This is a genomic window from Streptomyces sp. NPDC093591, from assembly GCF_044764885.1.
GTDB lineage: Bacteria > Actinomycetota > Actinomycetes > Streptomycetales > Streptomycetaceae > Streptomyces.
In genome coordinates, this window is record NZ_JBIWIY010000001.1 from 107,389 (window position 1) to 131,374 (window position 23,986).

Genomic DNA, 23,986 nt, shown 5'->3' on the forward strand with positions numbered 1-23,986 from the left:
AGCGCACCATTCGTGCACGCTATCGGCAGCCACCATCAGTGCCTGACCGAGAGTTCTGGCAGTCTCCGCCTCGGACGATGGCATGCGCAGGAACAATTCGACCTCTCGCAACATGCACTCGTCCTTAAGGTCTCGCAGTCCTTTCAGATACGGACCGCAGATTCCAAGCGGCTGCTCTTGGTCGTGATGCAACTGGGCAACAGCCAGCAGTTGCCCCATCTTGAGCACTGCCCGATTGCAGGCATCGACGAACCGAGCACACGCATCAATCTCGGCCTGCCAGAGAGCATCCGCCCGCTGGCCAGAGAGCTGTAGCTGTACGCTCTCGACCGTGCCGCGTGCCTGGTGAGGTGGACGGGTCGCTTGTAGCAGCAAAGGGCGGCGGCGGGGCCCAGAAAGGCCAGGTAGTTGCGGGGATTCGCTCGTATCGAGGGTTGAGTCGGCGGTAGCCGGACAGCCAGGACATGGTCCGCTCGATGACCTGGCGGCGTCGCCCTGATCGTTCGCTGGACTCGATGCCCTTGCGTGCGATGCGCACTCCGATCCGCTTCCATCGAAGCCATCTGCGGCATGATGCCGTCCGGGCATGGGGCATGAGCATGGTCAACGGTAGGCGGCGAGGGCGGCGAAGTAGATGCCGAGGCCGCTGGCCGCGGCTCCCGCACCGGTGAGGACCGCGTCGGGGATGCCGGCGCCGGATCGGTGAGCGAGCAGTCCCGCGCTGATCGCGATGTTGAGGGCCATGGACAGGGCGAGCAGCAGGGACAGGATCTGGAGCAGGCACATTGCATGCACTCCCCTGGAATGAGGTCGGCGTCCTGGTGAACGGGGATGGACTGAGTGAAGTCCGATGCTGGCCGTCCAGGTGGGCTGTCCAGCAGGGGTCTGCTGCGGATTGGACACGTTCCGGGTGAACCGGTTGGTGACCACCTGGGGTTCAGAGCAAGGTGGAGCGAGACCAAGCGTGCGTTCAAGGATTCGATCCGGCACCCGGTGCCGTGGAGGGAAGCAGGGATGGCGGAGACGGGGGCCGGGGCGCAGGGACCAGCCTTCGCCGACCTGATGGCCGAACTGGCCGCGTTCCGCAACGGCCGGCTACGCCGCCAGCCCTCGGATCGATTCTTGGCCATGGCTGCCGGAGTCAGCCCGACCACGGTCGGGGACTGGCTACGCGCGGACCGCTTTCCGCAGCAGATCGGTCCGCTCCTCGCCGTTCTACGGGCCCTGCGAGGCCAAGCCGATCACGCCGGACTGGCCGATGACCCGGCGGCGGCCGCACTGCTGGACCCACAACAGTGGCGGCGCGCGTACCAGGCCGAGGCACAACGGCGCGCGTCGGCCACGCGCGCGGCGGTTCAGGCCCAGCAGGGACAGACCGTCCTGGAGCGGATGCGGCCAGGCCGGCCGCTGAGCTCGGTGACCGACCCATTCCATCTGGAGGTGCACCGCGCGATCGATTCCCCGATCGCCGGCCTGCCTGTGCTGCCGGAGTACGTGCCGCGCGCGCATGACCAGAAGCTGGGCGAGGTGGTGGCTCGGGCGGCTGCCGGTGCCAGCCAGATCGCGGTGCTGGTGGGCGGGTCATCCACCGGCAAGACCCGCGCCTGCTGGGAGGCCCTCAATCTGCTGCGCGAGCGGGACGAGCCGTGGCGGCTGTGGCATCCCATCGACCCCACCCGGCCCGAGGCCGCCCTCGCCGAGTTGAAGGACGTCGCACCGTACACGGTGGTGTGGTTGAACGAGGCTCAGTTCTACCTGGCCTCCGGCACGGTGGGTGAGCGGGTCGCCGCAGGGCTACGCAGCTTGCTGCGTGAGCCGGAGCGGGGACCGGTGCTGGTGCTGGGCACCGTCTGGCCCGGTCATTGGTCCACCATGACCACGTCGCCCGCCGACGCAGCGGCTGACCCGCATGCCCAGGCCCGTGCGCTGCTGACCGGTCATGACGTGCCCGTCCCCGAAACGTTCACGGGCACCGATCTGCAACTCCTGGCCTGTAGGGCAAAGGACGATCCTCGGCTGCGGCAGGCCGCCGCACGGGCTGAGCAGGGGCAGATCACCCAATATCTGGCTGGCGCCCCCGTGCTGTTGGACCGCTATCGCAGTGCCCCCGCTCCAGCACGAGCCCTGATCACCGCTGCCATGGATGCCCGGCGCCTGGGCCACGGACTGGCCCTTCCCCACGCTCTGCTGGAGGCAGCCGCCGAGGGATACCTCACCGACGCCCAGTACGACCTTCTGGAGGACGACTGGCTCGAACACGCCCTCACCTACACCGGCACGCCTGTGCACGGCGCCCGCGGCCCGCTGTCCCGCATCCGTCCGCGCCCCGGACAGCCCCATCCTGCCCGGCCCTGCTTCCGCCTCGCCGACTACCTCGAACAGCACGGCCGCACTGCGCGCAATGCCGTTCCCGCACCGCCCGCCCTGTGGCACGCCCTGATCGACCACGCCCCTCCCGCCGACCGCAGCGCTATCAGGCCGCAGCCGTCGAGCGCGGCCTGCTGCGTGCCGCCGCCCGCTTCGACGCTGCTACCGCCTTCGCCCCGGCTCTTCAGATCACGGAGCTGAAGGAGGAGGAGCTCACCGTGATCGAGCTGGACGCCACCCGCATACCCACGCCGGCCGAGATGATGGAGATATTGATTCCGTTACTGAAGAAGCACGGGCGGATCGAGCAGGCGATCAGGGAGAACCAGGCGCGTGCCGCAGCCGACACCAACTTCGATTGGCCGTGGATGGCGGCCCGGCTGCTGGAGGAGACGGGGCGGGTGGAGGAGGCCATGCACTGGTACTTCCGCGCCGCCGAAGCCGGTTCCCCCCGTGCCCTGTCCACGGCGGTCTGGATGCTGCGAAAGCTGAGGCGAACAGAGGAGAGTGTCCAGCTGTATCGGTTCGGGTGGGAACCCGATGGTTCGATCGCCGTGCCGTGGAGAGCTCTGCCGAAGCGGTAGGACACCCCAACCGCCGTCGTCCGGACGGCGGACGGATTCTCCCCCCAGCCCCCGGTCTGCCGCTGCTCCAGCGCCAACGACGCTCAGACGCCCGGGCGGGAGCGATGGTCACCCGGCCTGCTCCATCCGCCCTCGACTTGGTGCGGACGGTAACGAGGTTGTGAGCGGAAACGGATGAGGTTCCTTGGCCACGGACTGGCTGCTCTCTGGTGTCTGCGCCGGGGATCGGTGGTGATGAGCTGAGGTGCGGTGGCTACTCTCGTCTCTCCATCGATCTTGATCGCAGGGAGCAGACTGTGCGTAATGCCGCCGTGACACCCGAGGGTGACCTGATCCGCTGGGTTGAGCTGCCGGGGCAGGAACCCGCCCGTGTTTACGTACATGGTCTGGGTGCTACTTCGCCTGCCTACTTTGCGGAGGTTGCGGTCCATCCTGTGCTGGCCGGCCGTCGTTCGCTGCTGATCGACTTGCTCGGTCATGGCATCAGTGACCGGCCGACGGACTTCGACTACACCTTGGAGTCGCACGCCGATGCTCTCGCTCAGGCCCTGACATCCGCGGGCATCGCCGGTGCCGAGTTGATCGCGCACAGCATGGGTGGCTCGGTGGCCATCGTCCTGGCCGCCCGGCACCCGCACCTGGTCTCTCGCCTGGTCCTCGTCGACGCCAACCTCGACCCGATATCGCGCCAGCCCGGTTCCAGTGGTAGCAGCGGCATCGCCGCCTATTCCGAGCAGGAGTTCCTGGCAGGCGGCTGGGCAGAGGTCCGCGACCGGGTGGGCCCCCACTGGTGGTCCACCATGCGCCTGGCCGGGCGTGAGGCCCTGCACCGCAGCGCGGTCCATCTCGCTCGCGGAACCGTTCCCAGCATGCGCGAACTGCTGCTGGACTTGAGGATTCCCCGTAGCTATCTGCTCCCCGAGGCCGACGGCCCGCTCCCTGGGGCCAAGGCGCTGATCGAGGCGGGGGTGGCTGTGATGCCGATCCCGGATTGCGGGCACAACATCATGCTGGACAATCCGGAAGCCTTCGTCCGCGCCACCGCGGTCGCACTGGCGGACCGAGAGCAGGATTGATCAGGTCGTGGGCGGCAGCGGCCGTGACGTGGGGGCGACCGCACGGGTTCTTCGAGTGTGACCAAGAAGTGGGCCCGTGTGGCCTTGTCTCATCCTGCCTTCACCGGCCTCTCCCACACGCATCTCGGCGATTGGATCGAGGACTTGGCCGCTCCTTGGATCACGCGCTGTGAATCTGCGCTGCGCAACCGGCGGGGAGGGAGGCGGAAGCGGCAGGCTGGAGCCGGACCGAAGCACGAACTGGTCTTCACCGACCGGGTCCTGGTCACCCTGGTCCACCTACGGTTCCAGCTCCCGTACGCCGCACTCGCCGAGCTGTGTGGCCTGGAACGCTCCACCATCACCCGGGCGATCGGCGAGATCCGCCCCCTGCTCGCGCAACGGGGGTTTGCCGTCCCCGACCGGCCCGGGATCCGGCTGCGCACGCTGGCCGACGTGTTCGCCTACGCCGAAGCGGAGGGTGTCACCTTGCGGATCGACGGGACCGAGACCCAGGTCCGCCGCCCGGCCGCGCACCGCCCCGGTCGGCGTGCGTTCGTCTCAGGGAAGAAGAAGCAGAACACCATCAAGACCACCACGATCAGCGATGGGCAGGGCCGACCCTGTGGTCCGGGGCCGACCGGCCCGGCAGGATGCACGATCAGACCGCCATGCGCACCGAGGGCATCGCCGAACAGCTCTGCCTCCACCCGAAGGTGACGGCCGAGGTTGATGAGGGCTACCGGGGCCTGGCTAATGAGTTCCCGACCCAGATCTCGGCCCCGCCCCGCAAGCCGAAGGACGATGCCCCGCTCGGCGAACGGTACGCCTGGCGTGAGCACCGACGACGCCAGTCCTCAGCCCGGATCTGCGTGGAACACGCGAACGCCGAGCACAAACAGTGCGTCCCCTGCAGCGGTATACCGGCCGTCGCGAACACTTCGCACACACCTACCAGGCCATCGCCGGCATGGTCTCCGACCGCGCCGCCCGGCGGACTACAAAGCAACGGACGAGCACCGAACTCGTCCTCGTCCGGCAGGCCACTGCTGAATCACCTACCAGCCGAACTCCGGCCAATATCGCCAGACCTCATTCGCTCACAACCTCGTAAGCCCAAAGGACAAGATCGTGAGACAGAAGTGCCGTGTTACACGTACGAGACAGTCGAGAACTCCCAGGTCGGCGCATTGAAGTGGGACATTCTCCTGCGAATCTGCACTGCACTTGTCGTGCCGATTCGCAATTCGGATGTCCCATTGTCATTGACGGTGGCCCTTGTCCGGCCTATGGGGACTGTTCCGTCGCGCTGAGGTAGTCGGATTTTCACCGTTTCTGTCGGATTCGCTTTCGTGGCGCTCTGAGTGTGCGCTCTCACTCCAGCGGCTGGTCAGGGGCTCTGTCGGATCAAATCCAGGTGCGTCTGAGCTGGTTCGCACTCGTATACTCGTGCGAGCTCATGGAGGGGGAGGCAGAGACAGTGAAGCTTGCTGAGGCACTGGCAGAGCGTGCGGAGGCGACGCGCCGTGTAGAGCAGCTACGAGCGCGGGTCGTCAGCAGCGCGCGGTACCAGGAAGGGGAGACACCCGCCGAGGATGCAGCTCAGCTGTTGGCTGAAGCCGGTGAGGTGCTGGATGCTCTGGAAACGTTGATCCGGCGGATCAACCGGACCAATGCCACCGTGGAGATGGGGCCCGACGGCACGCTCACCGATGCCCTCGCACGCCGGGATGTCCTGCGGTTGCGTCATTCCGTAGTCACCGCAGCAGCGGACGCGGCGGCGGGTAAGGGGGAGCGGGGATACGGCCGTCAGCTTCGGTCCGAGCTGATGATGCTCTCTGCGCTTCCGGTCGCGGATCTTCGCGGTCAGGCGGATGCACTCGCCCGGGAGATCCGCGAGGTCGATGTGCGGATCCAGCGTACGAACTGGGAGGTCGATCTGCTGGACTGAGCAGTCCAGCAAGCTGGGACGATGTGGAGCAGGTAGCAGCTTCGGAAGCGTGCACACACCGAGGGCTGGCGGTTTTCCAGCCCACTCCTGGCGCGTGAAGAGCAACGCGGGGGTTCGACTCCCCACCAGACAGCGCAGCTCAGCACCGCGTACAGGTAACGGCGTACATCGCACAGCACATCACCACGTGCAGATCCGAGGCGGCGAGGGCGGGCTCGGGGCTTTCCACATCGCAGCGCCATGGACAACGGCGATCTCCAGCGGACTGTTGGCGATCCTGCATCGTCGTGAACGGGATTCCGCCAAAGTCAGGTCGATGGAGAACGCTGGCCACCGGCGGTCTCAAACGGGGGCCGCCACTGCTTGTACTCGGCGTTGGTGTGCTCCACGCAGATCCGCTCGGAGGACTGGCGGCGGCGCTGCTCACGCCAGGCGTGGTGCTCGCCGAGCGGGGCGTCGTCCTTCGGCTTCTTCGGGGGGTACTGACCTGGGCGGGGAACTCGTTCGCCAGAATCGGTAGCCTTCGTCGACCTCGACCTCGACCTCGACCTCGACCTCGACCTCGACCTTGGGGTGTCGGCGAATTGCTCGGCGATGCCCTCGGTGCGCACGGCGGTCTGATCGTGCATCCGGCCGGGTCGGACCATCCCCGGCGGCGCTGCACTGCGTACGTCAGAGAATGACGATGCAGACGATGACGGCGACCCATGTGGACAGGAAGACAGCCGTGTGCCGGCCCTTCAACTCCTGGATCGGCTCCCCCGCCCGCGCCGCCGCCAGCTGCCGACGGAACCACCCGGCGAAGATACAGCGCAGTACGGCCAGGGGGAGCGTGCCCAGGATGTACAGCTGGAGCGCCTGCTGAGCTCCCTCGCCGTGGCCGCGCGCGACGGTGTAGAGCGCCGTCACGAGCAGAACACTCACCCCCGCGATCAGCCTGGCACCGGGCTTCGACGGCAGGGTCGCCACCGCAGCCGCGAGGAGGAGGCCCGAGAGACCGGCGGCGATCCACCAGTGCGTGAGCGTGAAGTGTTCGGTGAGCATGGGTGTTCCTACTAGTCGATGGGTTTTTCGGCAACGATCACCATGTCGTACGTCGCCCGGCAGCAATGGCCCAGTGTTGACCACGTGGCGTGAAGCCCACCTCCTGGTACGCGCTGCGGCTGGAAAGGACCGTACCTGAGTGGATCGCGTGGGACGGATTGTCGAGGCCGCTGACCGGTGCCCGACCATCCGGCTGAGCTTCCTCGGCCAGGCGGCGTGTGCCTGGTGAGACCTCACATCCAGGCCTCCGGCCGCCGGGCCCCGGTGCGTACTCGGTACCTGATGCGGTTGTCGTGCAGAAACACCTCTTCGGGCCGGCCGAACTCGACCAGGTACGAAAGACGTACATGGATCTGCCGGGCGGCGATCGCTGCCGGCGCCAGCAGGACGTACCCCGCCGGGACGGGCACCCATGCTACGGCCGACACCAGGCCGCACAGCACGGCGGCCCGGCGGCCCAGCCAGACGCCCATGAAGTTGCGCCAGTGCTGACGCAGCAGTGGGTGCTGGTAGGTGAAGCCGAACAGGAGCAGGGCACATCTGGTGACCAGGACGCCCGCGACAATGAAGCGCACGGGCTCCCAGTGGCGGCCTGTCACGAGATCGATCAGCATGAGCGTGCCGCCCACCATCCCGAAGAGCCAGCACCGCGTCACGAAGTGAGACCAGTTGGCGACGTCGCGACGGAGTACGAGGAGCGTGGGCGGTTCGTCGTGTGCCCGGTGCAGCGCCCGCCAGGAGACGAACCAGGCCGCGCCGGTCGCCGCCCACGCGACGGCGTTCCACGGCCAGGGTGAGAAGACCGCTGCCGCCGCGGCGCCGGTGGCGGGAACGAAGCCGTACCGGGCTGTGGCGAGCCCCAGCAGATCGGGTGCCGTGGTCCGTGCGGCTCGGACCCACGGCAACAGCCTGAGGCAGGCGAACACCGTCGGCGCCAGCAGAACAGCGCCGACCAGCATCCGGGGCGTGGCACTCAGACCGACGGTGGCCTCGGCCGTCAGCATCAGCGCGAGGAAGCTCAGCAGTCGGAGCAGGTGAATCAGTGCCAGCTTCGTACCGCCGTACCACAGGGAACGGAGGCTCTCCATCGCGGCCGAAGCCCGCTGTGGGTCGCTGCGGACGGAGGCCTCAAGCCCCTGCCAGGCCGCGCGGCTGTGTCCTTTCGCCGCGTCCAGCATGGCCAGGACCTGGATCAGCCGGCCGTTCTGTGGGTCGTCCCGCAGGGCCTGGCGCAACAGCGCACGCGCTTCACGGCCGTATCCGGCGAAGTGGAGTCCGCAGGCGACGTCGGCGACCTCGAAGGGGGTGAGCGAGCCGGCCGCCAGTCGCAGGTAGGCATCGGCCGACTCCCGCACGGCACGTTTCTCAAGGCGATGGGTCCGCAGCATCCGGTGTTGGTCCATGACCATGCCGATGGTCAGCGCCCGCATGGCCCAGGCCGACTCGTTCTGCGGATCCAGCTGGAGGGCCCGCTCGACGGCCGTGCGGGCGTCGGCCGGGTTCGCCGCCGACACCAGGACCCTGGCCTTCGCCAGGTAGGCCAGCGGCTGGTCGGGGTCGGCGGCGATGGCTCGGTTCGCCGCCTTGAGCGCGCCCGCCACGTCTTCGAGTCCGAGAAGGCATCCGGCCTGAAGTCTCAGTGCCTCCCAGTCGTCGGGATCACTGGCCAGCGCCGCTGTCAGGATGCGCATCACCTCCTCCCACCGCCGAGCGGCAGCGAGCAGCGTGACGCGTTCGACGTCGTCCGGTTCCACGGTTCACCTGCGTTTCCTGTGCCCGAGATAGGTGATGAGGTCGCGGTAGCGTTCGTCCTGCTTGGTGAAGGCCACCACGTTCTTCGCGGACTCGAACCACGGCTCGATCGACGGTCTGACCTCGCGCAGGGCAGTGTGGAAGTCCTCCGTCGAGACGCCTCTGACCTGCCCTCGCGCCATGGCGTCCTGCATGGCGAGCTCGATCGCCGAACGGCACAGATGGGTGACGTCCGCGCCCGAGTAGTACTCGGTGGCGGCCGCCAGCGCGGCCGGGTCGACGTTGCCGGTGGGCACGCTGCGAAGCTGCGCCCGGATGATCGCCTCTCGCGCCTCGGCGTCGGGCGGCGCCACGAAGAGCGCGCGGTCGAACCGGCCGGGGCGCAGCAGCGCGTCGTCGATGTCCCAGGGGTGGTTGCTGGCCCCGAGGACGAAGACGCCTTCGTTGTCGGAGCCGACCGAGTCGAGTTCGGTGAGCAGTTGGGTCACTACGTTGCGCATACCGCTGGCGTGGCGGTTGAGGGAGCGCTTGCCGCCGATGGCGTCGGCCTCGTCCAGGAAGAGGAGGCAGGGGCTTCGGCGCCGGGCGGTGCGGAAGACGGACTGGATGTTCTTCTCCGAGTTGCCCATCCACATGTCCAGAGTGTCGGCGAGCGTGACGGAGATGAAGTTGACGCCCAGCTCACCCGCGACGGCCCGGGCGATGTATGTCTTGCCGCAGCCCGGTGGCCCGTACAGGAGCAGGCTGCCGCGCAGGGACTGGCCGTAGCTGCGGGCGATCTCCGGGTTGCGCAGATGGGTGAAGAACGCGGTGTCCAGCCGGGCCTTGACGTCCGCCATCCCCGCCACGTCCGCGAGCCGCACCGTCGAGCGCTCGACCTCCACCAGGTCGTCGGGAGGTGTGTCCGTGTCGGTGAGCACCTGTCCATGCACTGGGGCCGGTTGCGGGGGAGCGGTGCGCACCGGCTCCTGGCGGTTGGGTCGCGCCGGCCCCTGGGCGACGGGTGGTGTCGGCTCCGGGGCGTCGGGCCGCGCCGGCTCCTCGAGGTCGGGCCTTGCCGGGTCCTGGGTGCTGGGCCGCATGGGCGGTTGTGGCGCGGGCCGTTCGTGGGGTGCCGGGGCCTCGGACGGCGCCTCCGGGGTCTGCGACGGGGACGGCAGCCGCGGCAGCAGTGCCGCCGACATCGCCTCACGGGCGGCGGCGCTCGCGGGATCCAGCCGCATGGCTTCCTGGGCGTGTTCGAGGGCTTCGTCCTGGCGGCCCGCGGCGACGAGGGCCTGGACGAGAAGCACCCGCAACCCGGCGTCCTGCGGCTGCGTCGTCACGAGAACCGTGAGCTGGTCGATGGCCGAGGCCAGCGGAGATTCCGGCATGGTCGGTGGGTCCGTTTCCTGTGGGGAGGCCGACGGCTCGTGCAACGGCGACGCCAGGGACGGCAGTTGGACGGTGGGCGACGACGGTAGCGGATCTTCCGGCCGGGCTGGGTCGCGGAGCCGTTCCGCCTCGGCGGCAGTGGCCCTCGCCTCGGTGAAGTGGTCCGCGTCGAGCAGCCGCGCCGCCTGCTCCGCCAGGGCGTCGGCCAGGTCGCCGCGAAAGCGCTCGGGGGCGAGTGACGCCAAGGAGCGGACCACGGTCACCTGTTCCGCACCGACCTCGACGGCCTCGTCGTATCGGCCCACCCGGTGCAGGCACCGGCAGAGTTCGGACAGGACCGCGGCCTGTCCGGGCAGCTCGCTCTCGTGCACCGTCCGTTCCCGGAGCAACTCGACGCTCTCCCGCAGAGCCTCCAACGCCTCGGTGTCGGCGCCCACACCGCTGAGACACGTGGCCAGCAGCCGCAAGGACGAGGCGAGTGAGCCCTTGTGGTCCTCGGGCGCCGCCGCCTCGGAGGCACGACCGACCGTCACCGCTTCCTGGGCGGCGGCCACCGCGTCGTAGGGCTGCCCCGCGTAAAGCAGGAACCGTGCCTGGGTCTCCAGCGCCATGGAGAGCAGGCCCCTCGCCACCGGCGTCCCGGTGAGTCGGCGCGCCATGGCCACCGCTTGCGTGAGGACGTCGAGGGCCGTTGCCGTATGTCCCACCACGGAGAGACGGCTGCTCAGGAAGGTCAGCATCGTCACACGCCAGGCCTGCAGGTTCGGCGAGGCGGTGTCCTTCTTTGTCAGGAGTTCGGCCAGTGCGCCGGTGAGTTCGAGGGCCTCTTCGTGGTGGCCGGCGTCACTGTATGCCTGGGTGAGCCCGGTGGCGGCGGTCACGAGGTTGCCCAAGTGTTCGTCGTCGCGCTTCGCGGCCTCCATGGCGAACGTGTAGGCGGCTGTGTGTGCTTGGAGGGCGTCCGCTTCCCGGCCGGCCTGGGAGAGCCGGTTCGCGTGCCGGTTGAGCGCCGTGAGAGCGACGTCCTGGTAGTCCGGGTCTTCGCGGGCGAGCCGGGTGAACACCGTGGTCAGCGCCTCGGTGGTCCTGATCGCGGTGTCGGCGAGGAGCACGGTGCCCGGCGCGATCGCCTCCTCCAGGGCCCAGAGGTCGTCCACCGACAGCCTCTCCTCGTCGAGCACCTGACGGATCGCGTCGACGAGGGGCGCGGGGTGTTCACTGTGCGCAGCGGTCCGAGCCGCGAGGGGCGCCAGCCGTGGCAGTTCGGCGAGCAGCCGGCGCAGTGCCGGGGCGACTTCCGTGCGATGCGCTCCGGCCCGGGAGAGCAGGGTCAGGGCCGCGGTGGCCTGGTGGCTTGGTGCGGTGTCCAGGAGGCGTACGAGCAGATCGGGTTCCTGCCGGACGGCATTCATCACGGTGTGTTCGGCCAGCCGGTCGGGGCGCACACCGCTCCAGAACTCGTCGCCCGTGCCGGGGTACAGGTCGCGCAGCCAGTCGGCGGCAAGGCGCGGGCCCGGTGCGAGGGGGTCGACGACGCGCAGGACATCTGCGGCGAGTCGCCTCGCCTCGGCAAGCTCCTGAGGCTCGCACAGTGCCGCTGTGGCCACGAGTTCGAAGCGCAGCTCGGGTGACACGCCCAGAGCGCGACTGCGGGCCGCCCGGTCCCAGTACAACCGTTCGTGACGTAACAGCACCTCCCAGACACTGCTTCCCTCGGGTACGGGAACGGCGTCGGCGCCGGTCTGCAACAGGCCGACCAGGGCGCCGGCCTGGAGTGCCAGGGGCGACTCGGCCGCGTCCGGCGGTGGACGCAGGCCGGCGGGATCGCCGATGGGCCAGGCCTCGGGGAGGCGGCGGATGGCGGCCGCGAGGTCGTGGGCGGCCTCGGCGAAGGCCTCCTCCTGGGAGGCGGCCGCGTCGGTCTGCGGACCCAGACGGATGGGGTCCGGGGCCAGCAGGCCGTGTTCGGTGAGGAAGCGGTCGTACCATTCCCGGTCCGTGCGGGCGAGCAGCAGCACGCGCAGCCGCGCCCCGCCCGCCCGGTCACGGACCGCCGCCAGCAGCGCGGTCAGGTCTTCCTGGCGTGTCTCGGCGTAGTCCACCACGCACAGCACCGGGCGGGTCAGCCGTGTCAGACGGTCCAGGGCGGTGGCGGGGACGGGGGTCCGTAAGCTGCCCGCCGCCTCTCTCGCTCGGCGACGTTCCTCCGCGAGACGCAACGCCAGCCGTGACTTGCCGACGCCTGCCGGGCCGGTCACGAGGTGCACGCGGAAACCGTCGCCCTCGCACCATCGGCGCAACTGGTCGAGTTCGCCCTCCCGGCCGGTGAACCGTACGGCGCCGACTTCGGCGCGCAGCAGGGTGCCCGGAGTGCCGATGCGGGGGACGACGTCACGCGTCGTCAGGACCTCGTCGAGGTCGGCCGCCTCCAGGACCGGGGGTGCCGTGCCCGTCACCCGGCGCCAGGCGTCGGCGAAGCCCGGTTCGGCGGCGATCCGGGCGAGGGGTTCCACGCGGAGCCGTGCGGGGGTGAATTCGCGCAGGGCCTCGGTGACGACGCCGATCAGAACTCCGGCGGTGAACACGGCCGCGCCGGACAGACCTTCCCAGTGGGACGGCGGGATGTCTCCGGTGACCTTCATCTGCCACCGCCCGCTGACGACTGCGGTCTGCGGTGCGATGGTTCCCGTCACCTGTTCCGTGTCGCTGCCCACGCTGCGGTCGACCTGGAAGCGCGGGAATCCCACGACACGGCAGACGGCCTCGTCGGCGGAGGCGAGGTCACCGCACCGCACAGGATCCCGGGCCAGGTCATGGTCGAGGATCTCCAGCAAGGCCGCGTCGGTCCGGGCGCCCGCCCAGACAGGACGGCATGCCCGTACGCCGCCGTCGCCAAGCCCTCGTACGCTGATCCGCGTGGCACCCGCGGTGACATGACGAGCCGTCAGGACCAGACGGGGGGACACGACGAACCCCGTGCCGTAGTGGAGACCGTCGGCAGACTCCGCCGACACCTCCACGACACGTGCGTTCACTCGGCGGCCGGGGGCCGTTCCCCGTCCTGGCCGGTGGGGATCGGGGGCAGGGGCGGACGCGGGGTCAGTTCACGTCCCGGATCCGTGATCATGATGCGTTGGCCGTCCGGTCCCGTGCGCGCCTCGAGCCGGACCCGCACCGTGTGGGTGGACTTGCGACCTGCGGTTCCGTCCGCACCGCCTTCGACGACGCCGAAGCGGACCTTTCCCGACAGCCCGCCGGCACGGGTGACCTCGACACCGAGCTCCAACTCGACGTCGCCCAGGGCGAAGAGGAGGTCTTTGCCGGCGGTGTCCCGCATCAGCTCGGTGAGTTGGGTACGGAGGGTCTCCAAGACCTCCGTCAGCGGCAGGTTCCCGTCTGTCATGTGTGCCCCCGTCATGGTCGCGTGCGCGAGCCAGTATCGCAGCTCCCGCCAGGGGCGAACCGATGACTGACGTCATCACGCTCCGTCAGTACACGGACAGGCCATGGGCGTTCAGTACTTCTTGGATCGGCTGGTAGTAGGTGGTCCCTCCCGTGGCACAGTCCCCGGATCCGCCGGAGAGGATTCCGATGACCTTGTCGCCGGCGTAGAGCGGGCCGCCGCTGTCGCCCGGCTCGGCGCAGATGTTGGTGCGGATCAACCCGTAGACGGTTGCTCCGCTCGCGTAGTTGACGGTCACGTTGAGCGCGGTGACCACGCCGCACCGGACACCGGTGGTCGCTCCCCGACGGCAGACGCTCTGGCCGACGTAGGCGGTCGCGGTCCCGGTGACGTCGACGGTTCCGATGGTCCCCGGGCGTGGCACGGCCGGATTGGAGTACTGCACGACACCGAAGTCGTCGCCGGGGAAGCTGGTGCCGGTGGTGGGGCCGATCGTCGTGGTCATGGCGGAGCTGGTGTACCAGGTGGGCATGGTCTCGGTGCAGTGGCCGGCGGTGACGAAGTAGTACGTGCCGCCGCTTCGCACGTTGACCCCTGCCGAGCAGCGCCCACCGGCCGCATAGATGCCGTCGCCGCCCGAGAGCAGGGTGCGCAGCCGACCGTCGAGCCGTTCGAGGGTCGCGGAACCCGCGAAACGTCCGGTGGCCCGCCGGATTCTGGCAAGGTCCGCGTCGGTGACCGTGGAGTCGGCGAGAACCCGCAGCTTCCCGGTGCGCTCGTCGACGGCCCAGGTCGTCCCGGAGATGCCCAAGGCCTCGACGGCCGAGGCCACGCCGGACACCGAGGCGGCGGCGGGTGCGGCGTCGGCTGTGGGTGCGGCGGCCGCTCCGGTGCCGGTGACCGCGAGAGCGGTCACCGTAAGCAGGCTCACCACCGAGGCGATCAGCCGTGGACGTCTGACGTCGTTACGGCGTGCTCTGATCACTGAAGTCTCCCGAGGACGGTAGGTCAGGTTCGGAGCAGCGCGGCCACGGTGTGCCCTGCGACGCCTGGTCGAGGCCGGCCAACGCCTCAGTGTGCCCGGCCGTGCCCGGTGGGGGTAGGCGGCCTTCGGCCGAAGATGCGCAGAGAAAGTGACCCACTTCAGCGCGTCGGCGCCGCGACCTCGTCGAGGACGGCTGCGGAAGTGTGCGTTGATGTCGCCGTTCGAGGCGCCGCCTCCCGCCGGGAGTCCTGCGACGGCCTTGCCTCGCCGCCGGTACACAGCCGAACCACCGTGGTCCGGATCAGGGGCGGCCGGACGCGGTCCGGCGGATCACCCTGACGCGCACTGGCGGAGCAGCGGGCCGTAGTCCTGCGCCTCGTCCGGTGCCGTCCGGTCGAGCTGGGCGGAGGCGGCCCGGCCGGGGTGGCCCTGGAGGCGGGACAGCTCGCTCGCGCAGCGCTGCAGGGCCACCTCCAGGACCTCGGGCATGGTCAGCCTGCCGGTGCCGTCCGGGGGGACGAGCCAGCGCAGCGCGCCCCAGCGGCAGTGCGGGGCGGGGGCGGCGATCCACGTACCCGCGCCGAGGAGGCGCACCCCGGTGCCGATCCACAGGGTCTGTGGTTCCGGGGGCAGCAGGAAGCCGACGTGACGGCGTCGGGTGTCCAGCAGGCACGGGCCCGAGTCGAGCAGCGGCAGCTCCTCCAGGAGGTCGGCGACGCGCAGTCCGAGTTCCTCCGGGACGATCAGCACGTCCCAGAACCGTCCGGCCGCCAGGAGCGTGACTCCGGTACTGCCGTTCTGCCACTCCTGCTTGCAGGCACCGGGATCCTCCGACGCCGCTGCCAGCCATTCCATTGACTTCGTCCACTCCGTGAGTGCCAACAAAAGCCTCCTCAGTGGTGCGCCGACGCCCGAGACGGCCGTGACCGGGCGATGCCCTAGTGCACCGGGTGCCAGGTGTCGCGGCCATACGCCCGCAGTTCAATTCCCCGTATGGGGCGAGCGCCCGCGCGCCAAACAGGCAGATGGCAGGGCGCGCGCCCCCACAACAGCGGTGTACGCCGGAGCTGACCGGGGCGCCAGGACCGTCCGACCCCGCCGGGTGACCACCCGCACGCTGTTTGTGCTCGCGTTCGGCAGGGACGGGGGCCTGCCGGAGATCCGTGGGGGGAGTGTCAGGGGGCTGGGTGATGGGCGCATTGCTTGTGATGGTTCGTCACCGTCTTAGGGTGTTTGGTGTGGTGCGTTGGTTGCGGTCGTTCCCTAGGGCGGCGATGGTGGCGTCCGTCGCGCCGGGCGGCGTACCCGAGGAGGGCCTCGGCGTCCCGTCCCGGCTGACCGTGCTGCGCGAGGCGGCGGCCCGGATCGGCACCACGCTGGACGAGAGCACCACCTGTGCCGAGCTGACCCGGGAAGCCGCCGGGCAGGTGGGCGGGACGGCGGCGGTACTCCGAGATGGCGGCGAGGGCGGGACGGCGTACGAGGCCGTCCGCGGCGACCCCGCGGTGCTGCCCGACGTCCGGTGGGCCCTGGACGTCGTACGGGAAACGGCTGGTCCGGGGGAGGGCAGGGAGCCGTACCCGGCGCCCGGCGGCGCCCGACCGGTGCTCTGCGTGCCGCTGGCCGCCGGCGGACACCGTTACGGCTTGCTGGTCTGCGCCCGTGATCCGGCGCCGTTCACCCGCGAGGAGGCCGAGTTTCTCGCCCTCCTCGCCGACCGCGCCGCCTCCCACATCCGGCACGCCCGGGAACACGACCAGGTCAGGGGCATCGTCGGCAAGCTCCAGCGGGCCCTGCTCGCCGAACCCGGCCGCCCGCACCCGAACATCGACGTCGCCATCCGCTACCTGCCCGTCGGACAGAGCGCCCTCGTCGGCGGCGACTGGTGCGAGACCGTCCGCCTGCACTTCGGCCGGACGCTGCTCGTCGTCGGCGACGTCATGGGGCACGGCCTGGAGGCCGCCGTGGACATGACCGCCTACCGCTCCGCCCTGCGCTACATCGCCTCCGCCGACCTGCCGCCGCACCGCGTGCTGCGCCAGCTCGACGACATCGCCAGCGCGGAACCGGAGCGCCGCCCGGCCACCTGCCTGATCGCGCGCGTGGACCCCAACCGAGGCCAGGTGACCCTGGCAGGCGCCGGCCATCTGCCCCCGGCCGTGATCGACGCGGAGGGGCGCACCTCACTGCTGCCGGTACCGGTCGGCCCGCCCCTGGGCACCGGCTCCGGCGGTTACGAGCCGGCCACCTGCCGACTGGACCCCACCCAGACGCTGCTGCTGTTCACCGACGGGCTCGTGGAACACCGCGGCGAGGACATCGACCAGTCACTGGAACGGCTGGCCGGCGTCGGCTTCGCGTCCGCCGCAGGCGTCGAGGACGTCATCGACACGGTGCTCGACCGCCTCGACGCCCGCAACGCCGAGGACGACGTCGCCGTACTCGCCGCCCGGTTGCACCGGCGCGCCCCGCACGCCGATGACGCGCCGCGCTGAGCCGGACTCCTGGCCGACCGGCCATCACTGTCCCCCTCCGGTCGCCACCTCCCCTCACCAGTCGTCGTACTGGGCTCCCGAGACATACGGGTCATGCCGCCGGCCCGGTGAGTCGGACGGCCGTGCCGTCGGGGGCAGGCTCGCCTCACGCAACGCGGCGCACCACGGGCAGTCGGGGGTGTCGTCGGCGTCGTCGCGGTTGCCGAAGAGGCGGTTGCCGAAGAGGGAGGGAACGTGGTGTCGCAGGTCCAAGGAAGCGGCTCCTGTCTCGAACGAGGGCGGACCGTGTGGGTCGAGCGCACCATGACTCCATCCGGGGGATGGTCTCACTCGACTGGGTGGCAGCAGGGACGGCAGGCGTACCACCGGCGCACGCCTCGGCGTTTGAACGGCATGGACAGCACTGAGACGGCGCGGCGTGTCCTCGGAAGCGATGACGCACCCAAGTCGTACGTCGTACCGGCCACCGGTGTTCCGGGCCGGTCGTCGATCTACGCGGCGCTGGTCGCGGAGTGGCGCGCCAACGGCCGCGCGGTTCCGGGCCGCCGCGACACCTGGTGGAATTCCGTTGCCGCCGCCCATGGTCAAGGGCAGGCCGTCACCTCCTGGGCGGTCGGCCGGTGGACCGGCCCGGCCCGGGCCGTCGACGCCGAACCCGCGGGTGAGCCCGGCGCCGAGACGACCGAGCGGGTACCGGCCGTCGTCGTCCCCCGGGGTCTTCCCGGACCGGCAGCCGTGTGGGAGTGGGACGGGAGCAGCGGACGCGTCAGTGTCACCGCCCCGCTCACGGCCGACTGACGCGCGCCAGTACGGCCAGCGTGCCGCCGGCCTCGCGCAGCGCCAGCTCCACGACGGCCGGGTCATACAGGGCGCCGGTTCCGTCGGGCGGCAGCAGCCACTCCAGGCGCCAACCGGAGGACCGGTACGGCGGCGGGACGGCGACCCATGAACCCCTGCCGACATGCCGTACGCCGGCCCCGACCCACTCGGTGGCCGGATCGGGCGGCAGGAAGAAACCGACCCTGCGCGCCCCGCAGTTCACGAGGACGGGCCCGGACGCCCGCAACCGCGCGCGTCTCAGGAGATCCAGGGCGCCCAGGCCGAGGTGCTCGGGCACGGTGAGCACGTCCCAGAGCCGTCCGGCCTCCAGCAGCACAGCATCCGCGCCGTCGTCCCACTGCTGTTTGCACGCCCGAGGATCCGCGGCAGCCGCGGCCAGCCACTCGACGGCATGCTTCCCCATGGTGCGCTGCATGTCCTACCCCCAGCACTCTCTGCCCTGCCCGCCCGTTCAGGGCCCTTCATGCTGGTGGATATTTCTATGGGCCGGAAGGGGTGGCGCGGCCTGGCGTTTACGGTCGATCCGTTCGACGGTCGCCCGACTGTTCGCCGCATACCAGCGATACGAACCCCCGACGCCCCTTCTCCGGTGCATTTCTTGTTCCGGTCAAAGGCCCTCCCTGCGCTGCCACCACCGCACTTCGACGGCACGGGACAAGGGACTTGGGCAATCATGGGTCGACTGGACGGGAAAATAGCCTTCATCAGCGGCACGGGAACCGGAATCGGCCGTGCCGCGGCACGGATATTCGCGGCTGAGGGCGCCCTCGTATTCGGTTGCGACATCGATGAGGACAGGGCGGCCGAAACCGTCGAACTCGTCGAGAAAACCGGCGGTACTGCACGCTCAGGAACGAGCTCGACATCCCGTACTTCTGTACGCGCGCGGCCTGGCCCCACCTGATCGCGCGTGGCGGCGGTGCCGTCCTCAACGTCGCTTCCGTGGCCGCCGTACGGGGCGCGCGGTTCATGCCGATGGTGCCGCACGGTGCGGCCAAGGCCGGGGTGCTGGCCATGAGCAAGCACCTGCGCGCGGCCGGTGCGCCGCACCACATCCGCGTCAACACCATCGCCCCGGCATGACCCGCACCTCGGCAACCGCACCCATCCTCGACGACCCGAACGGCCCGAAGGAGCAGCTGTAGGCGCGCATTCCGGTCGGGCGGGTGGGGGAGCCGGAGGAGATCGCCCGCGTCGCGGCCTTCCTCTGCTCCGACGAGGCGGCCTTCGTCAACGGCGCCAACCTCATGGCCGACGGCGGCGACAGCGCCATGGCGGGCTGAGCCGCGGTGCGCGTCCGACTCGACCATGTGGGCGCCAACGTACGCGATCCGGCCGCCCAAACCGCCTGGTACCAGGGAGCGTTCGGGCTGCGGAGCGTCTTCGAGTTCCATCTCGACGGGCCCGGCCTGAGCGGCATCGTCCTGGAGCATCCGGACGGCTGGCTCCTCGAACTCCTCACCAGAGCGGGCTCCACCCCCGGCCTCAGGGCACCCGACCCGGTGACGGCCGCCCCCACCGAGGGATACGGGCACTTCGCGGTCACCACCCCCGAACTCGACCTCGTCCACGAGGCCCTCCTGGCCCACGGCGCCGGCGAAGTCAGAAAACCCGGGCCCTCACCGGAGCCGGGCGTGCGTATGGCCTGGGTCGCCGACCCCGAGGGAAATCTCATCGAACTGATAGAGCGCAGCACCACCTTTTCCCCGTGAGATGGAGTGCGGAATGACGAACGCTCTCAAAAGACTCGACAGGGGCACGCTCATAGCCTGCTGTCTGGCCGTTGCCGCCGCGCAGCTGTGCATTACCGTTCCCTCGCCCATCAACGGGGAAATACAGGCCGCTTTCGGTGCCTCCGGTCCGTCCGGGCGCCGCGCGGCAAGAGCGTGCCACTGACCGTCGACGGCAGTACTGCTCACGGTCGTCCGGCGGCGCGGACGGTGCGGCGTGTGCGCGACGGGCGACGTAAGGAGCGTTTTACGGTGGCTTGATGCAACCTGTCCCAAGATGGGCCCTGCTGTCGTCGGGCTGTGCGCCGGTCGTGCTGATCGCAGGATGGACGATCGCGGCGCTGCTCGAAGGGCCCGCCTACGACCCCGCCACGCAGACGATCAGCGTCCTCGCGGCCTACGGCGCCGCGGGATTCTGGGTGATGACCGCGGCGCTGGCCGCCCTGGGCGTCTGCCACCTGCTCACCGCCTGGGGGCTGCGCCCGGCCGCACTGCCCGGGCGGGTGGCGCTGGGCGGCGGAGGGGTGGCGGCGTGCGTGGTGGCTCTGATCCCACCCCCGAGCAGCGGAGGCTCCCTGCGCCACGGCTCGGTCGCCGCGGTCGGCTTCACCCTGCTGGCGGTGTGGCCGGTGCTGGCCGCCGATCGCCGCGGCGTCGCACCGTGGGGACTCAGGCCCGTGCCCTCCCTCACGGCGACCGCGGCGATGCTCGTCAGCGCGGCCTGGTTCATGATCGAGATGCATCAGGGCGGTGCCGACGGTGCCGCCGAACGCCTGGTGACAGCTCTTCAGTCCCTGTGGCCCTTCGTGGTCGTGGCCTCCTGCCTCCGCCACCCTCAGGCCGAGGGCCCCTCGCACTGAGTGAGCTCGAGGCGGAGCGTGCCGAGTCGGGCTTTCTGAGATCCGGCCCGGGGAACTCCCCGCCCTCCGCGCCCGACTCCTGTAGCGGTACGTGCGTCAGGAGGCCGTCGATGAAACAACCCCAACTTGTACCGCCCGCCCTCTGCGGGTTTCTGCTGCTGCTCGCCCTGATCTTCACGGTGTCGTACGCCGTCGGAGCCGCCACCGGTCCCGTCGCGCCCGGCATGCACCGCTCCGGAACGGGCGGTGACGGGGGCGGCGCGGACATGGGGGACACGGGCGGCGCAGGGAACATGGACATGCGGCACGGGAGCGGCGGCTGATGACCATCGAACCGGCACCCTTGATGACCACCACGGACCTGACCGTCGGCGGAATGACCTGCGCGGCCTGTGTGCGGCGGGTGGAGAAGAAGCTCGCCAGGCTGGAGGGCGTGACCGCCACGGTGAACCTGGCCACCGGGCGCGCCCGGGTGAGCCACCCGCCGGACGTACGCCCCGAGGAACTGGTGGCGACTGTCGAACAGGCCGGCTTCACGGCCGCGTTGCCCGAGCAGCCGACGAGGCGGGAGCGTCGGGGCGAGGGGGAGAGGCGGGATGACCGGACGCGCGAGGGAGGACGGGAGTCCGAGGGCCGACGGGGCTCCGAGGACGGACGGGACTCCGGGGACGGACGGGACTCCGAGGGCGGACAGGAGTCCGAGAGTGTCCGGCAGGAGCGTGACCGGCTGCTGGTCACCGCGCTGCTCGCGGTGCCGGTGCTCGTGCTGTCGATGGTGTCCGCCTGGCAGTTCCGCAACTGGCAGTGGCTGTGCTTCGTGCTGGCCGCGCCGGTCGCCGTGTGGAGTTCCTGGCCGTTCCATGCGCGGGCGCTGCGCGGACTGCGCCACTCGACGGCGACCATGGACACGCTGGTCTCACTCGGCGTGGTGGCGTCCTTCTCCTGGTCCACGTACGCCCTGTTCTTCGGTGGCGCGGGGGCGCCCGGGATGCGGATGCCCTTCAGTCTGCTGACCTCAGCCGCGGAAGGCGGCGCGCATCTGTACCTCGAAGCGGCCGTCGGCGTCCCGCTGTTCGTGCTGGCCGGCCGGTTCCTGGAGGCGCGGGCCCGCCACGGCACCGGGGCGGCGCTGCGCTCCCTCGCCCGGCTCGCCGCCAAGGAAGCCTCGGTGCGCGAGGACGACGGCACCGAACGCCTCGTCCCCATCGAGGAGTTGCCGGTCGGGCAGGTCTTCGTCGTACGGCCCGGCGAACGTGTCGCCACCGACGGCGAGGTCGTGGAGGGCAACTCCGCCGTGGACCTGTCGCTCGTCACCGGGGAGAGCGAGCCCGTCGAGGTCGGGCCCGGGGCAATGGTGGTGGGCGGCGCCGTCAACGCGGGCGGGCTGCTGCTCGTACGGGCCACGGCCGTGGGCGCCGACACCCAACTCGCCTGCATCACACGGCTGGTGACCGATGCCCAGGCCGGGAAGGCGCGGGCGCAGCGGCTGGCCGACGCCGTGGCCGGGGTGTTCGTGCCCGTGGTGCTGGCGCTGGCCGTCACCGTGCTCGGGTTCTGGCTCGGGGCCGGGGCCGATCCGCAGGCGGCGATCACCGCGTGCGTGGCCGTCCTGGTCGTGGCCTGCCCCTGCGCACTGGGCCTGGCGACCCCGACCGCGCTGATGGCCGCCACCGGACGCGGCGCCCAGCTGGGCGTCCTGGTCCGAGGCCCGCAGGCCCTGGAGGGACTCCAGCACATCGACACCGTCGTCCTCGACAAGACCGGCACCCTCACCTCCGGGCACATGAGCGTCGCCCGCGTCACGGCAGTGCCCGGCGGTCTCGGCAAGGAATCCGTGCTGCGGCTGGCGGGGGCGGTGGAGCAGGGCTCGGAACACCCACTGGGCCGCGCGATCGTCGCGTACTCCCGCCGGACCCTGCCCGAGCAGGGGACACTGCCCGAGGTACGCGACTTCCGCGCGGAGCCGGGCCGGGGCGTGCGCGGCCTGGTCGAGGGCCGCCTGGTCGAAGTCCTCGCACCCGACGACGAGTTGCCCGCCGCGCTGGCGGAAGTGCTCCACGCGGCGGAGGCTGCCGCGCACACGCCGGTCCTCGTCCGCGTCGACGGGGTGACGGAGGCGCTGATCGAGATCGGGGACGTCGTACGACCCGGCAGCTACCGTGCCGTCGACCGGCTGCGGCGCCTCGGCGTACACCCGGTGCTCGCCACCGGCGACCACGAGGCGCCGGCCCGAGCGGTCGCCTCCGCGCTCGGCATCGACGAGGTCCACGCGCGCTGCACCCCCGAGGGCAAGGCCGACCTCGTACGGGAGTTGAGGGAGCAGGGCCGTCGGGTCGCGGTCGTCGGCGACGGCGTCAACGACGCGGCGGCGCTGGCCGGCGCCGATCTCGGCATCGCCATGGGCACGGGCACGGACGTCGCCATCGGGGCCGCCGACGTGACCCTGGTACGCGGCGACATCGAGGCCCTCGGGGACGCGGTACGGCTCGCCCGGCGCACCCTGGGCACGATCCGCGTCAACCTGCTGTGGGCCTTCGGCTACAACGTCGTGACCGTGCCGCCGGCCATGGTCGGCCTGCTCAACCCCATGGTCGCGGCGGTGGCCATGTCGGCTAGCTCACTGCTGGTGGTGGGCAACAGTTTGCGGCTGCGGGCGTGGCAGCCTGCGCCGGGTCGGGGGCGTGTGCGTGGGGTCCATGGCGGGCGGGGTCGTGTGGGCGGGGCACATGGTGGCGGGGACCGTGTGGGCGCGCCACATGGTGGCCGGGACTGTGTTGGCGGGCCACATAGGGACCAGGGTGATGTGGGCGGGCCACATGGTGGCCAGGGCCGTATGGGCGGGCCACATGGTGACGGGGCCCATGGGCGCGCGGCACATGAGGGCCGAGGAGGTCGTGCCCGATGACCATATCCACAGCCGAGCGGACAGCCGCTCCCCGAGGCCCGCGCCCCACCCGCAGCCGGATCGTCGACGGCCTGCTCGCCGCCCTGGCCCCGATCGCCGCGTGCGGTGTCGCCCTGGGCGGCCTGACCACCTGGGTGGGCTCGGGCAACGCAGGCAGCCCGGCCCGGATCGCGGTCACCGACGGCCGCGTCTTCCTCCCGTACGGCGACGTCCAGGACACCGCCGCCTTCTTCCGGATCACCAATTCCGGGGGCGCGGACGACCGGCTGATCAAGGTGACGTCGTCCGCCGTCCGAGGCGACGCGACACTCAGCCGCCACCGCATGACCAGCGGCCGGATGGCGTATGCGCAGACGGTCGACTCGGCCCGCGTCCCGGCCGGCGGCGGCCTCGCGATGTCGCCGTACGGCCTGGATGTGACGCTGCGGGCTGAGCCGGGGTGGCAGACGGGCACATATGTGCCGTTCACACTCCACTTCGAGCGCGGCGGGCGGATCGAGGTGCAGGCCAGGGTGGTCCGCCCCGGAGAGGACGGGTGGGGGTAGCCCCACACCCCCACACCTCTACTTGTCGGCCCGCTCGCGCGCCCAGTTCCCTCCTGTCGATGTGTCCTGTATCACTCTTCTGGGTCTGAGTGCGGG

24 protein-coding genes and 2 pseudogenes are annotated in these 23,986 nt (G+C 70.6%); 16 read left to right on the plus strand and 10 right to left on the minus strand.

Annotated elements, in window-relative coordinates; all coding sequences use genetic code 11:
• Window positions 1-12 precede the first annotated feature (12 nt).
• Window positions 13-315, plus strand: a complete 303-nt coding sequence (locus tag ACIREI_RS00460) for a hypothetical protein (RefSeq protein WP_403326903.1) — start codon at window positions 13-15, stop codon at window positions 313-315.
• Window positions 316-344: 29 nt separating this feature from the next.
• Here the strand turns inward: ACIREI_RS00460 and ACIREI_RS00465 are convergent.
• Both ACIREI_RS00465 and ACIREI_RS00470 read right to left on the minus strand, forming a co-directional pair.
• Window positions 345-568, minus strand: a pseudogene (locus ACIREI_RS00465) (IS5/IS1182 family transposase); the annotation flags it as partial.
• Between the two features lie 35 nt (window positions 569-603).
• Window positions 604-786: a hypothetical protein gene (locus ACIREI_RS00470; protein ID WP_403325555.1), complete on the minus strand. Its 183-nt coding sequence runs from the start codon at window positions 784-786 to the stop codon at window positions 604-606.
• Window positions 787-1,014: 228 nt separating this feature from the next.
• Here ACIREI_RS00470 and ACIREI_RS00475 point away from each other — a divergent pair, with 228 nt between their 5' ends.
• The 5 genes and pseudogenes from ACIREI_RS00475 to ACIREI_RS00495 all read left to right on the plus strand — a co-directional run bounded on the left by ACIREI_RS00475 (window position 1,015) and on the right by ACIREI_RS00495 (window position 5,957).
• Window positions 1,015-2,568: a hypothetical protein gene (locus ACIREI_RS00475; protein WP_403325557.1), complete on the plus strand. Its 1,554-nt coding sequence runs from the start codon at window positions 1,015-1,017 to the stop codon at window positions 2,566-2,568.
• Window positions 2,569-2,585: 17 nt separating this feature from the next.
• Window positions 2,586-2,951 (plus strand): hypothetical protein, encoded by a 366-nt coding sequence (locus tag ACIREI_RS00480; protein ID WP_403325559.1) that lies wholly within the window; start codon window positions 2,586-2,588, stop codon window positions 2,949-2,951.
• Window positions 2,952-3,247: 296 nt separating this feature from the next.
• Complete coding sequence (locus tag ACIREI_RS00485) at window positions 3,248-4,027, plus strand: alpha/beta fold hydrolase (protein WP_403325561.1); 780 nt, start codon at window positions 3,248-3,250, stop codon at window positions 4,025-4,027.
• A 57-nt stretch (window positions 4,028-4,084) separates the two neighbouring features.
• Window positions 4,085-4,991: pseudogene (locus ACIREI_RS00490) on the plus strand (transposase family protein); the annotation flags it as partial.
• Window positions 4,992-5,486: 495 nt separating this feature from the next.
• Entirely contained in the window at window positions 5,487-5,957 is a 471-nt protein-coding gene (locus ACIREI_RS00495) for a DIP1984 family protein (protein WP_403325564.1), read from the plus strand.
• A gap of 672 nt (window positions 5,958-6,629) precedes the next feature.
• On the opposite strand, the gene ACIREI_RS00500 is transcribed toward ACIREI_RS00495, so the two are convergent.
• The 6 genes from ACIREI_RS00500 to ACIREI_RS00525 all read right to left on the minus strand — a co-directional run bounded on the left by ACIREI_RS00500 (window position 6,630) and on the right by ACIREI_RS00525 (window position 15,397).
• Window positions 6,630-7,001 carry a hypothetical protein gene (locus ACIREI_RS00500; protein ID WP_403325567.1) on the minus strand — a complete coding sequence of 124 codons (372 nt, stop codon included), beginning with the start codon at window positions 6,999-7,001 and terminating at the stop codon, window positions 6,630-6,632.
• A 233-nt stretch (window positions 7,002-7,234) separates the two neighbouring features.
• Entirely contained in the window at window positions 7,235-8,755 is a 1,521-nt protein-coding gene (locus tag ACIREI_RS00505) for a tetratricopeptide repeat protein (RefSeq protein ID WP_403325569.1), read from the minus strand.
• A 3-nt stretch (window positions 8,756-8,758) separates the two neighbouring features.
• Entirely contained in the window at window positions 8,759-13,162 is a 4,404-nt protein-coding gene (locus ACIREI_RS00510) for an AAA family ATPase (RefSeq protein WP_403325572.1), read from the minus strand.
• Window positions 13,159-13,530 (minus strand): trypco2 family protein, encoded by a 372-nt coding sequence (locus ACIREI_RS00515; RefSeq protein ID WP_403325574.1) that lies wholly within the window; start codon window positions 13,528-13,530, stop codon window positions 13,159-13,161. The genes ACIREI_RS00510 and ACIREI_RS00515 overlap by 4 nt, the downstream gene beginning before the upstream one ends.
• Before the next feature lie 85 nt (window positions 13,531-13,615).
• On the minus strand, window positions 13,616-14,455 hold the full coding sequence (locus ACIREI_RS00520; protein WP_403326840.1) for a S1 family peptidase: 840 nt from the start codon (window positions 14,453-14,455) through the stop codon (window positions 13,616-13,618).
• A gap of 390 nt (window positions 14,456-14,845) precedes the next feature.
• Window positions 14,846-15,397: a hypothetical protein gene (locus ACIREI_RS00525; RefSeq protein ID WP_403325577.1), complete on the minus strand. Its 552-nt coding sequence runs from the start codon at window positions 15,395-15,397 to the stop codon at window positions 14,846-14,848.
• A gap of 392 nt (window positions 15,398-15,789) precedes the next feature.
• Here ACIREI_RS00525 and ACIREI_RS00530 point away from each other — a divergent pair, with 392 nt between their 5' ends.
• Complete coding sequence (locus ACIREI_RS00530) at window positions 15,790-17,010, plus strand: PP2C family protein-serine/threonine phosphatase (RefSeq protein ID WP_403325580.1); 1,221 nt, start codon at window positions 15,790-15,792, stop codon at window positions 17,008-17,010.
• A 54-nt stretch (window positions 17,011-17,064) separates the two neighbouring features.
• Here the strand turns inward: ACIREI_RS00530 and ACIREI_RS00535 are convergent, their stop codons facing one another.
• Window positions 17,065-17,262, minus strand: coding sequence for a hypothetical protein (locus tag ACIREI_RS00535; RefSeq protein ID WP_403325583.1), 198 nt, complete (start codon window positions 17,260-17,262; stop codon window positions 17,065-17,067).
• Between the two features lie 141 nt (window positions 17,263-17,403).
• Here ACIREI_RS00535 and ACIREI_RS00540 point away from each other — a divergent pair, with 141 nt between their 5' ends.
• Window positions 17,404-17,808: a hypothetical protein gene (locus ACIREI_RS00540; protein ID WP_403325586.1), complete on the plus strand. Its 405-nt coding sequence runs from the start codon at window positions 17,404-17,406 to the stop codon at window positions 17,806-17,808.
• Here the strand turns inward: ACIREI_RS00540 and ACIREI_RS00545 are convergent.
• The gene (locus tag ACIREI_RS00545; RefSeq protein WP_403325587.1) at window positions 17,795-18,253 is read right to left on the minus strand and encodes a hypothetical protein; all 459 of its coding nucleotides are present in this window, start codon (window positions 18,251-18,253) and stop codon (window positions 17,795-17,797) included. The two genes, ACIREI_RS00540 and ACIREI_RS00545, sit on opposite strands and share 14 nt — an antisense overlap.
• A 270-nt stretch (window positions 18,254-18,523) precedes the next feature.
• On the opposite strand from ACIREI_RS00545, the gene ACIREI_RS00550 reads away from it, so the two are divergent.
• The 8 genes from ACIREI_RS00550 (at window position 18,524) to ACIREI_RS00585 (ending at window position 23,890) form a co-directional block, all read left to right on the plus strand.
• Window positions 18,524-18,754 (plus strand): SDR family NAD(P)-dependent oxidoreductase, encoded by a 231-nt coding sequence (locus ACIREI_RS00550; protein WP_403325590.1) that lies wholly within the window; start codon window positions 18,524-18,526, stop codon window positions 18,752-18,754.
• Entirely contained in the window at window positions 18,754-18,933 is a 180-nt protein-coding gene (locus ACIREI_RS00555; RefSeq protein ID WP_403326842.1) for an SDR family NAD(P)-dependent oxidoreductase, read from the plus strand. Before ACIREI_RS00550 ends, ACIREI_RS00555 begins: the two co-directional genes overlap by 1 nt.
• 83 nt (window positions 18,934-19,016) lie before the next feature.
• Window positions 19,017-19,133 (plus strand): SDR family oxidoreductase, encoded by a 117-nt coding sequence (locus ACIREI_RS00560; RefSeq protein ID WP_403325593.1) that lies wholly within the window; start codon window positions 19,017-19,019, stop codon window positions 19,131-19,133.
• Window positions 19,134-19,139: 6 nt separating this feature from the next.
• On the plus strand, window positions 19,140-19,562 hold the full coding sequence (locus ACIREI_RS00565) for a VOC family protein (protein WP_403325595.1): 423 nt from the start codon (window positions 19,140-19,142) through the stop codon (window positions 19,560-19,562).
• 278 nt (window positions 19,563-19,840) lie between these two features.
• Window positions 19,841-20,440 carry a DUF998 domain-containing protein gene (locus tag ACIREI_RS00570; protein WP_403325597.1) on the plus strand — a complete coding sequence of 200 codons (600 nt, stop codon included), beginning with the start codon at window positions 19,841-19,843 and terminating at the stop codon, window positions 20,438-20,440.
• Between the two features lie 110 nt (window positions 20,441-20,550).
• Complete coding sequence (locus ACIREI_RS00575) at window positions 20,551-20,763, plus strand: hypothetical protein (RefSeq protein ID WP_403325599.1); 213 nt, start codon at window positions 20,551-20,553, stop codon at window positions 20,761-20,763.
• Window positions 20,763-23,345: a heavy metal translocating P-type ATPase gene (locus ACIREI_RS00580; protein ID WP_403325601.1), complete on the plus strand. Its 2,583-nt coding sequence runs from the start codon at window positions 20,763-20,765 to the stop codon at window positions 23,343-23,345. The genes ACIREI_RS00575 and ACIREI_RS00580 overlap by 1 nt, the downstream gene beginning before the upstream one ends.
• Entirely contained in the window at window positions 23,342-23,890 is a 549-nt protein-coding gene (locus tag ACIREI_RS00585) for a copper chaperone PCu(A)C (protein ID WP_403325603.1), read from the plus strand. The genes ACIREI_RS00580 and ACIREI_RS00585 overlap by 4 nt, the downstream gene beginning before the upstream one ends.
• The last annotated feature ends 96 nt before the right edge of the window (window positions 23,891-23,986 follow it).

Bases quoted from the DNA above. Each gene is read 5' to 3' on its own strand.
- ACIREI_RS00470 (WP_403325555.1), bottom strand. From the start codon at position 786: ATGTGCCTGCTCCAGATCCTGTCCCTGCTGCTCGCCCTGTCCATGGCC.
- ACIREI_RS00475 (WP_403325557.1), top strand. From the start codon at position 1,015: ATGGCGGAGACGGGGGCCGGGGCGCAGGGACCAGCCTTCGCCGACCTG.
- ACIREI_RS00500 (WP_403325567.1), bottom strand. From the start codon at position 7,001: ATGCTCACCGAACACTTCACGCTCACGCACTGGTGGATCGCCGCCGGT.
- ACIREI_RS00515 (WP_403325574.1), bottom strand. From the start codon at position 13,530: ATGACAGACGGGAACCTGCCGCTGACGGAGGTCTTGGAGACCCTCCGT.
- ACIREI_RS00530 (WP_403325580.1), top strand. From the start codon at position 15,790: ATGGTGGCGTCCGTCGCGCCGGGCGGCGTACCCGAGGAGGGCCTCGGC.
- ACIREI_RS00540 (WP_403325586.1), top strand. From the start codon at position 17,404: ATGGACAGCACTGAGACGGCGCGGCGTGTCCTCGGAAGCGATGACGCA.
- ACIREI_RS00545 (WP_403325587.1), bottom strand. From the start codon at position 18,253: ATGGGGAAGCATGCCGTCGAGTGGCTGGCCGCGGCTGCCGCGGATCCT.
- ACIREI_RS00550 (WP_403325590.1), top strand. From the start codon at position 18,524: ATGGGTCGACTGGACGGGAAAATAGCCTTCATCAGCGGCACGGGAACC.
- ACIREI_RS00570 (WP_403325597.1), top strand. From the start codon at position 19,841: ATGCAACCTGTCCCAAGATGGGCCCTGCTGTCGTCGGGCTGTGCGCCG.
- ACIREI_RS00575 (WP_403325599.1), top strand. From the start codon at position 20,551: ATGAAACAACCCCAACTTGTACCGCCCGCCCTCTGCGGGTTTCTGCTG.
- ACIREI_RS00580 (WP_403325601.1), top strand. From the start codon at position 20,763: ATGACCATCGAACCGGCACCCTTGATGACCACCACGGACCTGACCGTC.
- ACIREI_RS00585 (WP_403325603.1), top strand. From the start codon at position 23,342: ATGACCATATCCACAGCCGAGCGGACAGCCGCTCCCCGAGGCCCGCGC.